Source organism: Flavobacterium succinicans LMG 10402 (genome assembly GCF_000611675.1).
Classification (GTDB): Bacteria; Bacteroidota; Bacteroidia; order Flavobacteriales; family Flavobacteriaceae; genus Flavobacterium; species Flavobacterium succinicans.
The window spans coordinates 74,878-91,992 of sequence record NZ_JATV01000002.1 but is presented as its reverse complement, the minus strand read 5'-3'; the positions used below and the strand labels follow the sequence as shown (position 1 = coordinate 91,992).

General features: G+C 34.5%; 15 protein-coding genes. 7 read left to right on the top strand and 8 right to left on the bottom strand.

The genetic code is table 11. From position 1 onward, the window contains the following. Positions 1 to 278 precede the first annotated feature (278 nt). Positions 279 to 1,229 carry an NAD(P)H-dependent flavin oxidoreductase gene (locus AO58_RS0101890; RefSeq protein ID WP_024980084.1) on the top strand — a complete coding sequence of 317 codons (951 nt, stop codon included), beginning with the start codon at positions 279 to 281 and terminating at the stop codon, positions 1,227 to 1,229. Between the two features lies 1 nt (position 1,230). Beyond that, positions 1,231 to 1,758 carry a DUF4442 domain-containing protein gene (locus AO58_RS0101885; protein WP_024980083.1) on the top strand — a complete coding sequence of 176 codons (528 nt, stop codon included), beginning with the start codon at positions 1,231 to 1,233 and terminating at the stop codon, positions 1,756 to 1,758. On the opposite strand, the gene AO58_RS0101880 is transcribed toward AO58_RS0101885, so the two are convergent. Further along, positions 1,752 to 2,309: a DUF6642 family protein gene (locus tag AO58_RS0101880; protein WP_024980082.1), complete on the bottom strand. Its 558-nt coding sequence runs from the start codon at positions 2,307 to 2,309 to the stop codon at positions 1,752 to 1,754. The two genes, AO58_RS0101885 and AO58_RS0101880, sit on opposite strands and share 7 nt — an antisense overlap. Before the next feature lie 193 nt (positions 2,310 to 2,502). Here AO58_RS0101880 and AO58_RS0101875 point away from each other — a divergent pair, with 193 nt between their 5' ends. Beyond that, positions 2,503 to 3,060, top strand: a complete 558-nt coding sequence (locus AO58_RS0101875; RefSeq protein ID WP_024980081.1) for a DUF4494 domain-containing protein — start codon at positions 2,503 to 2,505, stop codon at positions 3,058 to 3,060. A gap of 74 nt (positions 3,061 to 3,134) precedes the next feature. Here the strand turns inward: AO58_RS0101875 and AO58_RS0101870 are convergent, their stop codons facing one another. From AO58_RS0101870 to AO58_RS0101840, 7 genes are all read right to left on the bottom strand, one after another. Next, positions 3,135 to 3,392 (bottom strand): DUF6952 family protein, encoded by a 258-nt coding sequence (locus AO58_RS0101870; RefSeq protein ID WP_024980080.1) that lies wholly within the window; start codon positions 3,390 to 3,392, stop codon positions 3,135 to 3,137. Positions 3,393 to 3,436: 44 nt separating this feature from the next. Then, positions 3,437 to 3,745, bottom strand: coding sequence for a thioredoxin family protein (locus AO58_RS0101865; RefSeq protein WP_024980079.1), 309 nt, complete (start codon positions 3,743 to 3,745; stop codon positions 3,437 to 3,439). Between the two features lie 105 nt (positions 3,746 to 3,850). Further along, positions 3,851 to 4,489: a peroxiredoxin gene (locus AO58_RS0101860; RefSeq protein WP_024980078.1), complete on the bottom strand. Its 639-nt coding sequence runs from the start codon at positions 4,487 to 4,489 to the stop codon at positions 3,851 to 3,853. Between the two features lie 700 nt (positions 4,490 to 5,189). Further along, positions 5,190 to 6,785 (bottom strand): glycoside hydrolase family 3 protein, encoded by a 1,596-nt coding sequence (locus AO58_RS0101855; protein WP_024980077.1) that lies wholly within the window; start codon positions 6,783 to 6,785, stop codon positions 5,190 to 5,192. Positions 6,786 to 6,793: 8 nt separating this feature from the next. Then, positions 6,794 to 8,122 (bottom strand): MFS transporter, encoded by a 1,329-nt coding sequence (locus tag AO58_RS0101850; protein ID WP_024980076.1) that lies wholly within the window; start codon positions 8,120 to 8,122, stop codon positions 6,794 to 6,796. Positions 8,123 to 8,143: 21 nt separating this feature from the next. Next, positions 8,144 to 9,730, bottom strand: a complete 1,587-nt coding sequence (locus AO58_RS0101845) for a glycoside hydrolase family 10-like protein (protein WP_139225541.1) — start codon at positions 9,728 to 9,730, stop codon at positions 8,144 to 8,146. Positions 9,731 to 9,784: 54 nt separating this feature from the next. Continuing rightward, entirely contained in the window at positions 9,785 to 10,849 is a 1,065-nt protein-coding gene (locus tag AO58_RS0101840; RefSeq protein ID WP_024980074.1) for a WD40/YVTN/BNR-like repeat-containing protein, read from the bottom strand. A 115-nt stretch (positions 10,850 to 10,964) separates the two neighbouring features. On the opposite strand from AO58_RS0101840, the gene AO58_RS17505 reads away from it, so the two are divergent. The 4 genes from AO58_RS17505 (at position 10,965) to AO58_RS0101820 (ending at position 16,860) form a co-directional block, all read left to right on the top strand. Next, entirely contained in the window at positions 10,965 to 12,119 is a 1,155-nt protein-coding gene (locus AO58_RS17505; protein WP_024980073.1) for a hypothetical protein, read from the top strand. A gap of 116 nt (positions 12,120 to 12,235) precedes the next feature. Continuing rightward, positions 12,236 to 14,197, top strand: coding sequence for a KUP/HAK/KT family potassium transporter (locus AO58_RS0101830; protein ID WP_024980072.1), 1,962 nt, complete (start codon positions 12,236 to 12,238; stop codon positions 14,195 to 14,197). 127 nt (positions 14,198 to 14,324) lie between these two features. Beyond that, entirely contained in the window at positions 14,325 to 15,551 is a 1,227-nt protein-coding gene (locus AO58_RS0101825) for an RsmB/NOP family class I SAM-dependent RNA methyltransferase (RefSeq protein WP_024980071.1), read from the top strand. A 208-nt stretch (positions 15,552 to 15,759) separates the two neighbouring features. Further along, complete coding sequence (locus tag AO58_RS0101820) at positions 15,760 to 16,860, top strand: BT_3928 family protein (RefSeq protein WP_024980070.1); 1,101 nt, start codon at positions 15,760 to 15,762, stop codon at positions 16,858 to 16,860. Positions 16,861 to 17,115 lie beyond the last annotated feature (255 nt).

The following is a 17,115-nucleotide window of genomic DNA, read 5'->3' as shown; positions in this document are numbered from 1 at the left end:
TCATCTTTTTGTATTAAACTATTATCTTAATAACTAATAGATTTCGGTACATTTTTATGTAATGATGTTAAACTATTATAAAGGAATGATTTTGAAGAATTAATAAAAAGCTATTCTTTATACTCTACGTTATAAAGATTAATACCTTCTTCCATCTTACACAAATAAAGTTAATCATCACAGAAAATTGAATTCACGAAAACGTTTTCATTTATTTTGTATGCATGCATAATATATCGTTTTCTTTTTCTATTTTTGACTGTTATAAAATTTTAAAAATGGAAAAACAATCGTTACAGTCTCTTTTGCAGATCACACATCCAGTGATTATGGCTCCCATGTTTTTAGTGTCTAATACCAAAATGGTGATCGAAGGGATGCATAGTGGTATTGCAGGATGTATTCCAGCCTTAAATTATCGAACCCTTGAAGATTTACGTGCGTCCATTCAAGAGTTGAAAAAGGCCAAAGTCGCTGGGGGTAGTTTTGGCTATAATTTGATTGTCAATAAATCGAATGTAAAATACAAAGAACAATTACGAGTGTTATGTGAAGAAGGAGTGGATTTTATTATAACTTCCTTGGGTTCTCCAGAAGAAACGATTAAAGAGGCACACAAAGCTGGTATAAAGGTCTTCTGTGATGTAACTGATTTGGCTTTTGCAAAAAAAGTCGAAAGTTTGGGGGCAGATGCGATTATTGCTGTTAATAATCTTGCAGGTGGACACCGTGGAAATACTGCTCCCGAAGCTTTAATTCGATTGTTGAACAAAGAAACCAAGTTGCCTGTTATTTCTGCTGGAGGTGTAGGTTCCAAAGCTGATCTTGAACAAATGATGAGTTTTGGTGCTGCTGGAGTATCTGTGGGTAGCCCGTTTATTGCCTCTGTTGAAGCTGGTGTTTCTCAAGAATACAAACAAGCTTGTGTGGATTACGGCGCCAAAGATATTGTGATGACCGAACGTATTTCGGGAACGCCTTGTACTGTTATCAATACACCTTATGTGCAAAAAATTGGTACCAAACAAACCGCTTTAGAAGCTCTTTTGAATAAAAATAAAAGTCTAAAAAAATGGGTTAAAATGATCCGTTTTTACATAGGTATGAAAGCTACCGAGAAAGCCGCAACGCAAGCTACTTACAAAACCGTTTGGGTTGCTGGACCGAGTATTGAAAATACTAAAGCCATTTTACCGCTTCGTGAAATTGTTAAAGGTCTAGTAGGTTAGTATGTACGAAAGAGTATACTCCGTTTTGAACCGTTATTTTGAGGCGGCTACATTGTTCAAAGTGTTGTTCAATTGGTCGCCGATGTATCGAAGAAGTTGTGGTAAAATCATTCACGTATCGAAAGATTTACATACCGTTCTAGTAAAAATACCGTTGACGTATAAAAACAAAAATTATGTGGGTTCCATTTTTGGCGGTAGTCTTTTTGCGGCTACGGATCCAATTTATATGATCCAATTGATGCAAATTCTGGGTAAAGAATATGTAGTTTGGGATAAGGCGTCTGTTATCCGTTTCAAAAAACCAGCGTACACAGTGGCTTATGCTGATTTTTGTTTCACTCAGGATGAAATTGCCGAAATCCAGTGTCGTGTGATTACTGAAAAGGAAGTCAACTTTGTAAAGCATTTAACGATTACTGATGGTAAGCAAATTATTTTTTCAGAATTGGAGAAGACAATTTACATCAGTAGTAAAGCGCATTATAAGCAAAAATTAGATCGAAAAAAAGTAGAGCAGGCTCAATAATAAAGCCTAAAATCTAGTAATTGACAAAGAGCGTATTGCTTTTCAAAGAGAGCTTCTACCACATCGGTTACATACTCTTCTTTTTGACACAATTCAAAAAAAATTTTATCTAAAACATAACTATTTGCTGTAGCGGTTACACCGTAACCAGAAATGGCTCTTGCGCCAGTGATGTCCAGAAAATATTGCGCTTCTTCTTCTTCGAGATCTAAAATTTTGGTATTAGCAAAGTGAATGATCTTGCCCTTCATTCTACCATCAAATAACTCGGCAATTTCTTCTAGACTATACAAATAATCGTTTAAACAAATTGAATTGGCTTCGCCAGGCATGACCAAATAAATGATTTCGTAGGCTTTGAAATTATTGTCATCGTACAGTAAAGTGGTTAAACTTTCCTCGAGGCCTTCAATACTGTCGCAGGCTTTGTAGATACTGGTTAACTTGCTTTGAAAAGCCATTTTTTCAAGGTGCTTGAGGACTTCCGTATCTTCAGCAACGCTGGCATCGGTGACTCCTTCAAGGCAAAATATTAATTTGTTATGTGGCATAAGATTGGTATTGAAGCGTTTGCAAAAATATTATTTCTTTCGCGTTTTGTTTTAGTTTTGTGGGCGTAAAATTCACTATTTTTTTTAAAAAACAGTTGCTTTGGTTCTTTTTAAAATTGTGAATATCTATTTTGAGATTCGTTCGTTTTCTAGGGCTTAAAATCTATCTTTGGCACCCTAAAAATGATATAAGATGAGCACAACTTGGTACGAATGCAAAGTAAAATATAGAAAAACGGATGAAACTGGCGGTCAAAAGATTACCACCGAACCTTATTTAGTGGATGCTTTATCCTATACCGAAGCGGAGAAGCGTATCAATGAAGAAATGGCAGCCTACATTAGCGAAGAATTTAAAATCACCAATATTAAAGTTGGCAATTACGCCGAAATTCACCCTTTTGAAAATGCCGATCGTTGGTTCAAGTCCAAAGTGTCGTTATTAGCTTTTGACGAAGAAAGTGGTAAAGAACGAAAAACCAATATGTATCTTTTGGTACAAGCCAATGATGTGAAAGAGGCGTTTGATAACACTATTTTTGCCATGCAAAATACTATGGGTGAGTATGCTATTCCGGCTATTTCTGAATCTCCTATTGTGGATATTTTTCCATATTTTAGTGGAGAAGAGGACGAAGCTGAAGCCTTGGAGCGTTTCAATACCTTGAAAGCTTCTACGGCTCCTAAATTCACGACAGATACTTACGAAGCCGAGGCTTTAAAAGCGGAGCTTATCGAAGATTTGGAATAGCTCTCAATTGAGTTAAACCTAAAAAGTCTGCAATCAACTTGATGTGCAGGCTTTTTAGATTTAGGAAACCGAATTTATTTATCAATCGAACCTAAAACGCGTTTCATGAACGTGTTTAAGGCTTCTTTTTTATCGGTACCTGTTTTTACCATTTTGTTTACTTCTAATGCACCGTACATATTCGAAATCAATTCGCCAATCACGTCCATCTCTTCATCTTTTAAAGAAGAAACTTCAGTAAGTGCTTCTAAAACTTCAATAGCTTCAATAATATAATCTTGATCGTTTTCTTCTATAAATTGTGTGAGGTGTTTGATAACAGGGAGTTTCATTCTTGTAAAGGTATAAAATTGAAATATTTTTTTTTGAGAAGCTATTAGGCGATTTCTTTTACTAAATCAGCCAAAACTTCCGCTTTATTGGTTTGCGTTTCGTTCACTAATTTTCCTCCAACAAATGTTGCAAAAGTTGGTAAGTTAGTCACATTGGCTAATTTTCTAGATTCTGGCGAATTCTCAGCATCTACCAAAACAAACGTCAAGTTTTCGTTTTCAGTAGCCATTTTTTTGAATTTTGGCTTCATAATTCTACAATTACCACACCAAGAAGCAGAATATTGTACTACCACTTTTTCGTTTTGTGCTACCAAAGCACCTAATGTATCTTCGTTTAATTCGATTAACATAATTTAAATTTTAAAATTCAATTTTTAAAATCCCAAATTCCAATTTTTTGATAGTGTTACAAAGAACTACATTGGAATTTGGAATTTAAAATTTGGAATTTGTTATTAGTTTAAGCTTAAGTATTCAGCAGTACTTTTTCTGTCAGCACTCATTGCTTCTTTACCAGCTTCCCAGTTAGCTGGACATACTTCACCTTTTTCTTGAACGTGAGTGTAAGCATCTACCATACGTAAGTATTCGTTTACGTTACGACCCAATGGCATGTCGTTTACACTTTCGTGGAAAATTTTACCTGTTTCGTCAATCAAATAAGTAGCTCTGTAGGTTACGTTTGAACCTTCAACAATTACAGAGTCAGTTTCTTCGCTGTAGCTTGTAGACTCAATATCTAAAATACCAAGAATGTTAGCTAAGTTTCTATTGGTGTCAGCCAAGATTGGATAGGTTACTCCCTCGATACCACCGTTGTTTTTTGGAGTATTCAACCAAGCAAAGTGAACTTCGTTCGTATCGCAAGAAGCACCAATTACGATTGTATTTCTTTTTTCAAATTCTGGTAAAGCAGCTTGAAATGCGTGTAATTCTGTTGGACAAACAAAAGTGAAATCTTTTGGGTACCAAAACAACAATACTTTTTTGTTATTGTTTACCGCTTCTTCAAAAATGTTGATTTTCAAATTGTCTCCCATTTCAGAGATAGCATCAACCGCAATACTTGGAAATTTTTTACCTACTAATGACATAATTATATGATTTTAAATTTTGTTTTTATTTCTGTGGCAAAAATAAGCACTAAGTACGGGTGGTACAATAAAAAGTAATTATAAATTGCTATTATCGAATAACGATTGCTTATTTAATAAATTTATAACACTTTTTAACGAAAACGTTGTATAATATTTAAAAAACTGACAATTAGTAACTTGGCTAGTTTTCTGCTTCTTTTGGAGCGGGATACAAAGCGCTTTTTTAGAGATAATGTCCCGCTGTCCTTCCAATCTTTTTTTATAGTTAACAGGTTATGCCAACCTGTTAACTATAAAAAAAGGATTTTCCCTCCCATCGGGGCTACGAAGTAAGAATGGGTGTCTTATTTATAAGCAAAAAAACGATAGCTTCATTACTATCGTTATTTAATATGGATTATTGTTGTTCATTACAGTATTTTGAGTTAGGGATTGGAGTCAATGTCATTAAGTTAAAGGATTAAATGATAAAATGATTGCTGATTTTTGTTTAACGATTTTTGATTTCTGATGTATAAGATGCTGAAAATCATATAATTTTTAATTCACTTGCTCCAAAATCCAAAATCAAGAATCGTTAATCTTCAATCTAAAATCTTTTAACTTAATGACATTGGGATTGGATTGTAGCCTAAAGTCCGATCCTTGTGGTAACGTCCAAATAGTGCCGTTTTAAAGAATATTTTTCAATGTTGTATTACTTCAAGAGCAAAGTCACAGGCAAAGTCCCTTCGTATTCTTGGTTCAAAGCGATTTTTTGAGCCGCTATTTCTTGAAATTCAGGAAGATCTTGATAAGCAATCACTACTACCGATGCGGCTGTACTATTTGGAAGCACTTGCAGCGCATACGGATTGCCAAACAAATGCAACACCACTTTCTTTGTTAACACCACTTCACTTAGCCAATTGATTATTGCCTCTTCAATTTCAAAATTAGCGATGGGTTTGGCCTTTGGAACAAATAAAGCAATAACCAAAGTGTCATATTTGTCTATTTCTTGAAGTTTTTCGTCTAGATTTTCGTCGTTCAATGCAATCGAAAAGCAATCGCCTTGAATGGTCTTTTCCAATCCTTTAAAAAACGGATTATTGCTGTCTTTGTAAAGACTTACTTTGGCTATTTTTTGGCTCGAATTGATAAAATCGGTTATAGAGGTTGCGCAGTTTTTCTGAACTAGCGTGATCGATTTTTCAGCACATTTTTGGTTAATTGTTGCTGTAGTTTTCCAATCTAAGTTTGGTAAGCTGATTTCGTTTTCTGTAATAAGTCCAGCTTGTACTTTGCATTTCCAAATACGTTCAAAACTAGCTTCAATTCTTGAAACATCGGCTCTTTTTAAGATTTCCTGAATTCCTTCAGGGACATTTTCGGCAAAACATAACACATCGTTGCCCGCGTTGAAAGCTTCCCATTCTAAAATTCCTTTTTGAGGATACAGTTTGGAAACGCTATGCATATTCAATGCATCCGAAATGATTAAACCATCGTATCCCAATCGTTCTCGGAGTAATCCTTCAATCACTGCTTTAGAAAGTGTCGCCGAAGTATTTTCTCCATCATTTAAAGCAGGAACAGCCAAATGACCAATCATGATAGAGTCGACCTTGTTTTCAATTCCTTCGATAAAAGGAACTAATTCATTGGATAGCAATTCGTCTAATTTTTCATTCAGAACAGGTAATCCTAAATGGGAATCAACATTAGTATTACCGTGACCAGGGAAGTGTTTTAAACAACCCAAAATTCCCGCAGCCGTCATTCCTTTTAAATATTCCAAAGCGAAGGTGGCGACTTTATTTTTGTCTTCGCCAAAAGAGCGATATCCAATAACGGGATTGTTTGGATCGGTATTGATATCTGCCAAAGGAGCCAAATTATAATGAATACCTGCTGATTTTAAATCGTTGCCAATTTGTTTGCCAACTTCATAAATCAAGTGTTTTTCGGTCACTGGAATAGCTCCAAGTGTAATAGCATAAGGATATTGAGGTGTTTTTTCAATACGCATTGCCAAGCCCCATTCGGCATCTATAATCATTAATAGCGGAGTTTGTGCTGCTTTTTGGTAACGTATAATTAAGGCTTTTAATCGTTCGTAACTTTCGTTATTGAATTCAATTTTTTTGTTGCCTTCATAGTTGGTGGCTGCACTAGCTCGACTGTGAAAAAAGGTTAAGCCACCAATATTGTATTCACGAATCAAGCGTTCGGTTGCTTGAATGTTTTCTTCGCTGTCGTTAATAAATACGGCAGGAAAAAAGAATTGTCCTATTTTTTGTTCGGTTGTCATGTGTTGTGTTATTGTTTTTCTGTTTCTTTTTTTCCAAAATCATAAGGAAAAATCAAAAAGTGAGATAAAATAATCCCAGGAATTGTCGCTAAAAAGACCCAAATAAAGAAGTTGCCATAGCCCAAATACTCTTGAATATAACCACTTGCCATTCCAGGAAGCATCATTCCCAAGGCCATAAAACCAGTGGCAATAGAGTAGTGGGAGGTTTTGGATTCTCCTTCGGCAACATGGATCAAGTACATCATGAAAGCTGCAAAACCAAAGCCATAGCCAAATTGCTCTATAACGACAACTGCAGTAATGTGTGGATTTAAGTTGTAATCAAAAACAGTTTTCAAAAATTCAAAATGAATATTGATGATATCGGAAGGGTGAAAATGCGATAGGTAGATAAAACCAAGTATTGGCAAATGCATCGTTAAAATCATGGGGAGCATCCATTTTCCAAGACCGTCTCTCGAAATTACGATACCTCCAATGATACCTCCAATAACCAAAGCGGCTACTCCAAATGTACCATAAATTACGCCTACATCTTCGGTACTCAATCCCATTCCGCCTTTAGTAACGTCATCAATTAAAAAAGGAGTAAGCATCTTCATCAATTGGGATTCTCCTAATCGATACACTAAAATGAAGGTTAGGATCAATCCAATTTGCTTTTTTTGAAAAAAAGTCACGAATACCTCTGTAAAACTTGCTTTGTGATTGGCATTACTACGAAGGTATTCCTCCTCAACTTCGGGATTGGGAGTCATGAAAAAATTATAAACAGTAATAAAAACCATGATACTAGCTACCACGAGCATGGTATAAGACCAAGCTTTAGTATTGTCGCTATATTTTTCTTCCAAATAACCCGCCAAAAGTACCATTACACCATTGGCAGTAAGCATGGATAAACGATAAAAAGTACTTCGGATCCCTAAGAAAAAAGATTGTTTGTCTTTAGTTAATGCCAATAAATAAAAGCCATCAATGGAAACATCATTGGAAGCAGACGCAAAAGCAGCTACCCAAAATAGAGCTAAACTCAAAAAGAAAAAATGATGCATAGGAATGGTTAGTCCTACAATAAGAAATGCAAGGGAGATCAGCAGTTGCATGGCCAAAAACCATTTTCTTTTGGTAGCATGCAAATCAATGAAAGGGCTCCATAGTGGTTTGATCACCCAAGGTAAGTATAATAAACTCGTATACATCCCGATATCTTCGTTGCTAATGCCTAAATTTTTGTACATTAAAACAGATACTGAAATGATAATGGCATACGGAAAACCTGAAGCAAAATTTAATAGTGGTATCCAATACCAAGGTGATTTTTCGGAATTCATAAAATAGGGGATCAAGTTGGGTTAGTCTTCGTTGGGTAAATCAACAATGGTTTCTTTGCTTTCATTGCCATAAAAGTCAATAAAAGTGAAGGCAATGGATTTGTTTTCATCAATTGCGATTAGCGGAATGCTAAAGTTAATGACTGTTGATTTTGGGTCTATAAAATATTTTTCAATAATCTGTTCCGGTTTGTTGATGTCGATTTTAGCATCTTTTTTTGCAGCATAGACCATTACGTATCGAACTTTGGTATTCAAAGGTATTGGTAAAGTGAAGGTGCAGTTTGTAGAATCAATTTCAATATGGTTGATCACCGGGTTATCAATAACAATATGTTTTGATCTTGGAACAGGTAGCGGAATTGCAGGATATTTATAATGATGATTTTGCAATATATTGGTTACTTCCTTATGGTTGTTGATGAACCATTTAGCGCTATAAAAGGCATTTCCTTGAACATTGTGATAGCTTCTGGTTAAGTCAATTTGATTTGGGATTTCATGAATATTGTTCCAATTTTTATCCGAATCGTTCTTTATTTTATAGGTACCGTTACCGATGTATAGGTTGACATCCGAAGTGTTTTCAGACCACCATTTTAAAAGTTTAGCATAAGAAGCTGTTTTGTGATTGATGCTCCAATACAATTGCGGTAGGACATAGTCGATCCACTTGTTTTGCATCCATAATAAAGGATCTGCATACAGATCGTCGTAATTGGTTTGTCCAGATTGGGTGTCAGAGCCTTTAGGATCTACTGACTTGTTGCGCCATACACCAAAAGGACTAATACCAAATTGTACCCAAGGTTTGTGTTGTTGGATTACGGTATGTATTTTATGAACGAAAATAGTAACGTTGTTTCTTCTCCAATCTTCTAAATTCATTCCATTGCCATATTGCTTAAATGAGGCGGTATCATTGAAATTTTCTCCTTTAATCTTGTAAGGGTAAAAGTAATCATCAAAATGTATGGCATCAATGTCGTATTTGACCACTACTTCCTCTACTATTTTGGCCAAATGATCTTGAACTTGAGGGAGAGCAGGATTGTAGTATATTTTTCCTCCATAAGAAATCATCCATTCAGGATGTTTGAAAACATCGTGGTTTGGGCTCAATTGCGCTTTGTTCAAGTCAAAAGTAGCACGGTACGGATTGAGCCAAGCGTGGAATTCGAATCCTCTTTTATGAGCTTCTTCGATCATCCATTCTAAAGTATCATAATTTGGTTCGGGGGCTTTTCCTTCTTTTCCAGTCAAAAAACGAGACCAAGGAGCTAAATCTGATGGGTAAAAAGCATCTCCAACACTACGAATTTGGACAATAACCGCATTATAGTTTAGTTGCTGATAAGTGTCTAGTATTGCTAAATAATCTTCTTTTTGCTTTGCAACCGAATCGGTGCTTTTTTTCGGCCAATCAATATTCACAACCGTTGCTATCCAAACTGCTCTAAATTCATTTTTTGGATGATGTTCTTTTCTTTGGGCAATGCCATTATTGGTAATACAAAAAAGGAATAAAAGGAATAGTGGAAAGAAGTGTTTGTGTTTGGTCATCAGTACATCATTTATAACGCTTTCAAAAATAGTTTTTTTTAGCATAGAAATACGAATTATAGTTAAAAATCCAACTAAAAGTTGTGTTGTTTCTTACGATTATTTTGTTTTGAAAACGATTCTGATCATCTTGTTTTTTCCAGCAGCAATGGCAGTGGTGGGATTCAAAAAACGAAGAGTGTAAAGGGTGGGATCTGAACTAATTTCATGCCAAGTCGTACCACTATCTTTTGAATAATGGATACCGGTTGCTCCAACAGTAAGCAACCCTTTTCCTTTGCTTTTCGGGATAAATTGTACACATGAAATATATCCAGGACCTTTGTTTTCTCCAATAAGTTTCCAGCTTTTTCCACCATTAAAAGTGATGGCTTTGTTGCTATGATTTTGCTTTGGTAACTCATAATCGCCTCCAGCAATACAACCAATTTTTGAATCATAAAACGCTCCGGTAAAAATCCCAGTCATTGTTTTGCCTTGAACAATTGGGGTCTCATGCACTTGCCATGAATTTCCTTTATCAGAAGAATAAAAAACTCTTGCTTTTTTTCCACCAGAAACCAGCCAAGTATGATGGCCTTGTAGGATGATATTGGTGTTACTTGCTGCAAAAGCGCCTTCTTCAGTTGTGTTTTTAAAGAAGGAGGCTGTTGGTAATTCCTTCCAAGTGGTGCCTGCATCGCGGGTGATGAGTATTTTAAAATAGTCATCTATTGGGTCACCCAAAGCAATTCCTTCTTTTGTGTTCCAAAATTGGAGACTATCAAAAAATATTTTTTCATGGTTGTTTTGATACACCAATTCAGTCGTTCCTTTAGTTTTATCAATCTTATACAAAAAAGCAGGATTAGCGATAGAGAGTGTAAAAAGATGTGTAGACGTGAGTGCCGAGCTGCGAAACTCTAGTTTATGACTGAGGTTTTCAATTTTTTTAATAATTCGTTCCTTTTTAGTTAAATCGAAATACCCGTAGCGATTTTTATCTGCAGCAAACCAAACTTTGTCTTTTTCAAGATTCAAAGTACGTATGCTGATGGTATCCGTAAAAAGAGTATCTATCGTTACTTTATTAAAATTTATTGTTGTTGATTTACTGTTTTGGCCATTGCTAAATATACTGTATAATATGCTGAAACATAGAGATATTGTTGGTTTTGGTTTCATTTTGTTCGTTTTTTTATAGACAAAAATACGATTTTAAGAAGAATAACGCAGGCACTGTAAGATCTTCTTGGCACAGTAATTGGTTTGTAGCTATTAGAATCTAAAACCAATAATTATGAAAACCAAACTACTTTTTTCAGCCCTACTAAGCATTGTAAGTATAGCAACTACTACTGCTCAAGGACGTACTTCGATTACAGTTGCCAACAATGAACTAAGCGATCATTTGGATTTAAAAGCGGTGGCTTCTGTTTTTGGCGCCTCTCAAAACATTCAGGATTTTGAACAACGATTAAATGATCCAAGAAGACAGCTTTCTAATTTAGATCTTAATTACGATAATCAAGTGGATTATTTGAGAGTGATTGAATCTGTAGAAAACCGAACACATGTAGTGGTGATTCAAGCGGTGTTAGGAAGGAATTTATTTCAAGATGTTGCCACCATTGACATTGAGACTGATCGTTACAATACGTTGAGCATACAAGTGGTGGGTGATGTTTTTTTATATGGTCCAAATTATATTTACGAACCAGTATATTATCAAACTCCTGCCATATACGCCACTTTTTATAGTAGAAACTATCGTCCGTATTGTTCTACTTGGACTTGGAATTATTATCCTTCTTATTATGCTTCATGGCGTCCGTTTCCCGTATACCGATACCGTGATAACATAATTTCTTGTATCGATAATCATAATGCCTATTATTATGTAAGTTATAGAAAAAGCAACAGAGCGCATAGTATTTGTGCGCCTTATCGTCAAAATTATTATGAAAAAAGATATCCTAATTATTCATTTTCCAATAGGAATAAATACGTTACTAACAGATATGAATTAGAAAGACGTGGCGGAAATCGAGGTAATAAAGAAGGTAATGGAGTAAATCATTATTTGAATACTAGAGGAGAAAGTGAAAGAAGAGAAACGGTGTATCAAAATCCAGCAATATATCCTAATCGTACATCGAATACAAGAGCGAATCGCAACGAGTACAATAGTCATTCAGTAAATAACGAATCACGAGATACTTATTCAAACCGAAGAGTAATCGTGTCACAATCAGATGTAAATAGAGGAGAATCAAATTGGAGCGAAATAGATACAAAACGCTCGCAAGGACAAGGGGCGAGAGATAAAATGAGAGAGTCAAGATCCGCTTCATCAAATGAAAATGATAGTGATGAAATGTCAAGAAAGCATTCACAATCAGTAAACCCAGCAGATGGCAATAGGATAAGCAGGGTAGGTAATAGAAGAATTTAATTTTCTAAACATAAAGCACGGCAATTAGGTCGTGCTTTTTTTAATTATTTGTTGTAATAAAATCTTGTTATATATTTTAAAATACTAAATTTGGTGCAGTTTTTTAATTTTTTTTCATGAGCACATCGCACAAAGACCTGCATAGTAAATTGACATTAGGTGGTTTATTAATTTCTTTAGGGATTATTTATGGTGATATTGGTACATCACCTTTATATGTAATGAAAGCTATACTTGGCACACACATAATTGATCCCGATGTTGTATTAGGAGGAGTTTCCTGTGTTTTTTGGACTTTAACATTACAAACTACTTTAAAATATGTTATTCTGACCTTAAGTGCCGATAACCATGGAGAAGGAGGGATTTTTGCGCTATATGCTTTGGTCAAAAAAACTAAGATCAAGTGGCTTATTGTTCCTGCAATAATTGGTGGTAGTGCTTTATTAGCCGATGGTATAATTACCCCTCCAATTTCGGTTTCGTCAGCTGTAGAAGGGATTAAGACGTATAACCCTGAAATCAATACGGTACCAATCGTTATTGCTATTTTGGTGATGCTGTTTACAATTCAGCAGTTTGGTACTAAGTTAGTAGGGCGGTTTTTTGCTCCAATGATGACCATTTGGTTTAGTATGTTAGCGATTTTAGGAACTATACAGGTTTTTTCACACCCTGAGGTATTTAAAGCGATTAATCCATATTACGCCTACAATTTATTATCTATTCATCCTGAAGGATTCTTTGTACTTGGATTTGTTTTTTTATGTACTACAGGTGCAGAAGCATTATATTCCGATATGGGGCATTGTGGAAGAAAAAACATCCGCATCAGTTGGATTTTTGTAAAAGTAGCGCTGATGATGAACTATTTTGGTCAGGCAGCTTACTTGATCAATCAAGGGGGTGAAACTTTACAATCTCTTGGAGGAAAGAATGGAAATCCATTTTATTTAATTATGCCAAGTTGGTTCCAACCATTTGGAATTGTTATTGCAACACTTGCGGCAGTAATTGCTTCTCAAGCTTTAATTAGTGGTTCGTTTACTTTAATAAATGAAGCCATGAGATTGAATTTTTGGCCTAAAGTCAAAATTAAATATCCTACGGAATTGAAAGGACAATTGTATATTCCATCCATTAACTGGTTGTTGTTAGCGGGTTGTATTGGTATTGTGCTTCATTTTAGAGAATCAAGTAATATGGAACATGCTTATGGTTTAGCGATTATACTTTGTATGATAATGACTACCATATTATTGAATTATTATTTAATAATGAAGCGTGTGAAATGGTATTTTTTCATGCCCCTTATTTCCTTGTATTTAATCATTGAATTTAGCTTTTTGGCTGCAAATGTTACAAAATTTTCCGAAGGTGGATATGTAACTTTATTTATTGCATTAGTTTTAATATCTGTAATGACCATTTGGTATTTGGCTAAAAAAATTAATAAAAGCTATACTAAAATTGTAAAAATTGACAATTTCAAAAAAGTATTAGTGGAATTGAGTAATGATCTGACCATTCCTAAATATGCAACACACTTAATCTATTTGACTAATGCTGGTCGAATAGATGAAATTGAAGAAAAGGTGATGTACTCCATTCTTCAGAAAAGACCAAAAAGAGCTGATATTTATTGGTTTGTTCATGTAAATGTCTTAAACGAACCGTACAAAAAAGAATACAAAGTAACCGAAATTGTAAAAGACGATTTATACAGAATAGATTTTAATTTAGGATTTAGAGAGCCTACCAAAATTAATTTGATGTTTCGTGAAGTGATTCTTGATATGGTTAAAAGGGGTGAAGTAGATGTGACCAGCCGTTATGAGTCTTTAAATAAAAACAATATTATTGGAGACTTTAAATTTGTGCTTTCAGAAAAATTCTTATCCAATGATTCCGATTTATTATGGCATGAAAAAATCATTATGAATTCTTATTTTTTAATTAAAAAATTGAGTTTATCTGAAGAAAGTGCTTTCGGTTTGGATAGTAGTTCTGTGAAAATAGAAAAATTCCCAATGGTGCTTCACGCTCCCGAAAATCTCGGACTGCACAGAATCAAATAATACATACTTTAAAAACACTGTTTTTTGCAGTGTTTTTTTTTGGGGATTAAAATTATCAAAGAACAATGCGTACTAAAAATTTAACATTCAACCAATAAATAGTACCTTTGCATTTCAATTATTTAAAATGAGATTACACAGAAATTTAGTTTACACTACGATAGACGCTTTGAATGCGATATTCAATGAAGGAGAATATGCCGATAAAGTTGTAGCGCGTTCTTTAAAAAAAGACAAACGTTGGGGAAGTTCCGATAGAAAGTTTGTTGCCGAAACCATATACGAAATAGTACGTTGGAAACGATTATATGCTGAAATTGCCGAAGTAAAGGAGCCTTTTGATAGAGATAATTTATGGAGAATGTTTTCAGTATGGGCCGTATTAAGAGGCTATCCAATTCCAGATTGGAGACAGCTTGAAGGTACGCCAGAACGAAAAATTAAAGGACGATTCGATGAACTTTCAAAAATTCGTGCTTTTAAAGAATCTATTCCAGATTGGATGGATGAAGTAGGAGTTAAGGAGCTTGGTGAAAAAGTGTGGTCCAAAGAAATCGCTGCTCAAAATCAACCAGCCAAAGTGGTGTTAAGAGTAAATACGTTGAAAACTACAAAAGAGCAATTAAGAGCGCTTTTGATGGATTTGAATATTGAAACTGATACCTTACCAGATCAACCTGATGCCTTAGTTTTACGCGAAAGAGCTAATGTTTTTTTAACGGATGCTTTTAAACAAGGATTGTTCGAAGTTCAAGATGCTAACTCACAGTTAGTAGCTGCTTTCTTGGATGTTAAACCTGGAATGCGCGTTGTAGATACTTGTGCAGGAGCAGGAGGAAAAACGTTGCATATAGCCGCCTTGATGGAAAATAAAGGTCAGTTAATTGCTATGGATTTATACGAAAGCAAACTCAAGCAATTGAAAATAAGAGCCAAAAGAGATAGTGCTTTTAATATTGAATATCGTATCATTGATTCAACTAAAGTCATCAAAAAGTTACATCAAAAAGCGGATAGAGTATTGATTGATGCTCCATGTAGTGGACTTGGTGTTTTGAAAAGAAATCCTGATGCTAAGTGGAAATTACAACCTGAGTTTATTGATAACATCAGAAAAGTACAATCTGAGGTTTTAGAAAGCTATTCTAAAATTGTGAAACCAGGTGGAAAATTGGTGTATGCAACCTGTTCAGTACTTCCTTCTGAAAATCAAGAACAAGTGAAACGCTTTTTAACTACTGATATCGGTAAAGAATTTACTTTTATCAAAGATCATAAAATTTTAGCTTCTGAATCGGGTTTTGATGGGTTTTATATGGCATTATTAGAGCGAAAAGAAAATGCAGTTCAATAGATTATTACCTTAGGGAAATATCTTTATTACGATAATTTTGTAAACAAACAACCAAAAGAACAGCTGTTTTTTTGGTTGTTTTGTTTTTATCTGCTTTCAGATAATTTTCACGGTTTTTTTTTGGATGATTTTAACCTATAATAGTTGCTTTTATCAGTGTTTATCCCTAATTTTTACCCAAATTTTTTTCATAAAATAAATTATTATTATGCGACAACTGCTCACTCATTTTTCTCGACTTTTTGTTGGGGTTTTATTTATTATTTCTGGATTAATTAAGCTAAATGATCCTCTAGGATTTTCTTATAAATTGGTAGAATATTTTAGCGAGGCGGTTTTTAATGTGCCTTTTTTGTCACCATTTGCTTTAGCGATTGCCTTGTTTTTAGTAATTCTTGAAGTAGTTTTGGGTGTCATGTTACTGTTAGGATATCAGACCAAATGGACTATTTGGAGTTTATTACTCTTAATCATTGTTTTTACTTTTTTAACGTTTTACTCGGCATATTTTGATGTAGTAAAAGATTGTGGTTGTTTCGGCGATGCCTTAAAATTGAAACCATGGGAAACCTTTGGAAAAGACATTGTTTTATTGGTCTTTATTTTGATTTTGTATTTCAATCAAAAATGGATTGAACCATTGTTTGGTTTGGGTACCCAAAAAGTGATTGTTTTAGCCGCTTTTTTCTTGAGTTGTTTCATGGGATATTGGGTTTTAAATCATTTGCCTTTGATAGATTTTAGACCTTTTAAAGTAGGAAATAATATCAATGAAGGAATGGTTATCCCTGATGATGCACCCAAAAGTGTGGTAGAAATGGTGTTCATTTATAATGTAAATGGCGAAAATAAAGAGTTTACTGATAAGGAGTTAATGCAAATTCCTGAAGGAGCCACCTTTGTAGATCGTAAAGATAAAGTTATTAAAGAAGGGTATGTGCCTCCCATTCATGATTTTACCATGGAGAAAGATGGAGTGGAGTATAGAGACCTTTTTTTAAGAAATGAAAAATTCATGCTAATGGTAGCCTACGATTTAGAAATTGCAGATGCCGATGGAATGAAAAAACTGGAAGCATTGCATCAAAAAGCTGTGAAAAAGGGATACAAAGTTATTGGTATGACAGCTTCGTCTCCAGAGCAAATAGCAAAAGCTCAAAAACAATATGGTTTGACCTTTGATTTTTATTTCTGTGACCCGATTGCTTTGAAAACGGTGGAGCGTGCTAATCCAAGCATAGTGTTACTTTCTAAGGCAGTGGTTGTGCAAAAAGTACACCACAATGATATCGAAGATTTAAAGTTGTAATTGATTTAATTTTAACTTTATAAAGTGCGGCTATTCTTGTAATAGGCGCATTTTTTTTGTGTTATCGCTTTTTTAAGAAGGTGTTCTATCTTGGTTTATGTATAGTGAAGTGTCGTGATAAAATCTTAACTGCGCTTTACAAGGAAGATTTGTCAGACCCAAATAAGGCATCATCTTTTTTGCAGATTTTTATTTATTAACGATAACGTTATTTTTTTGGTTATTTAACAAAAAAACAACTAAACTGTAAAATCA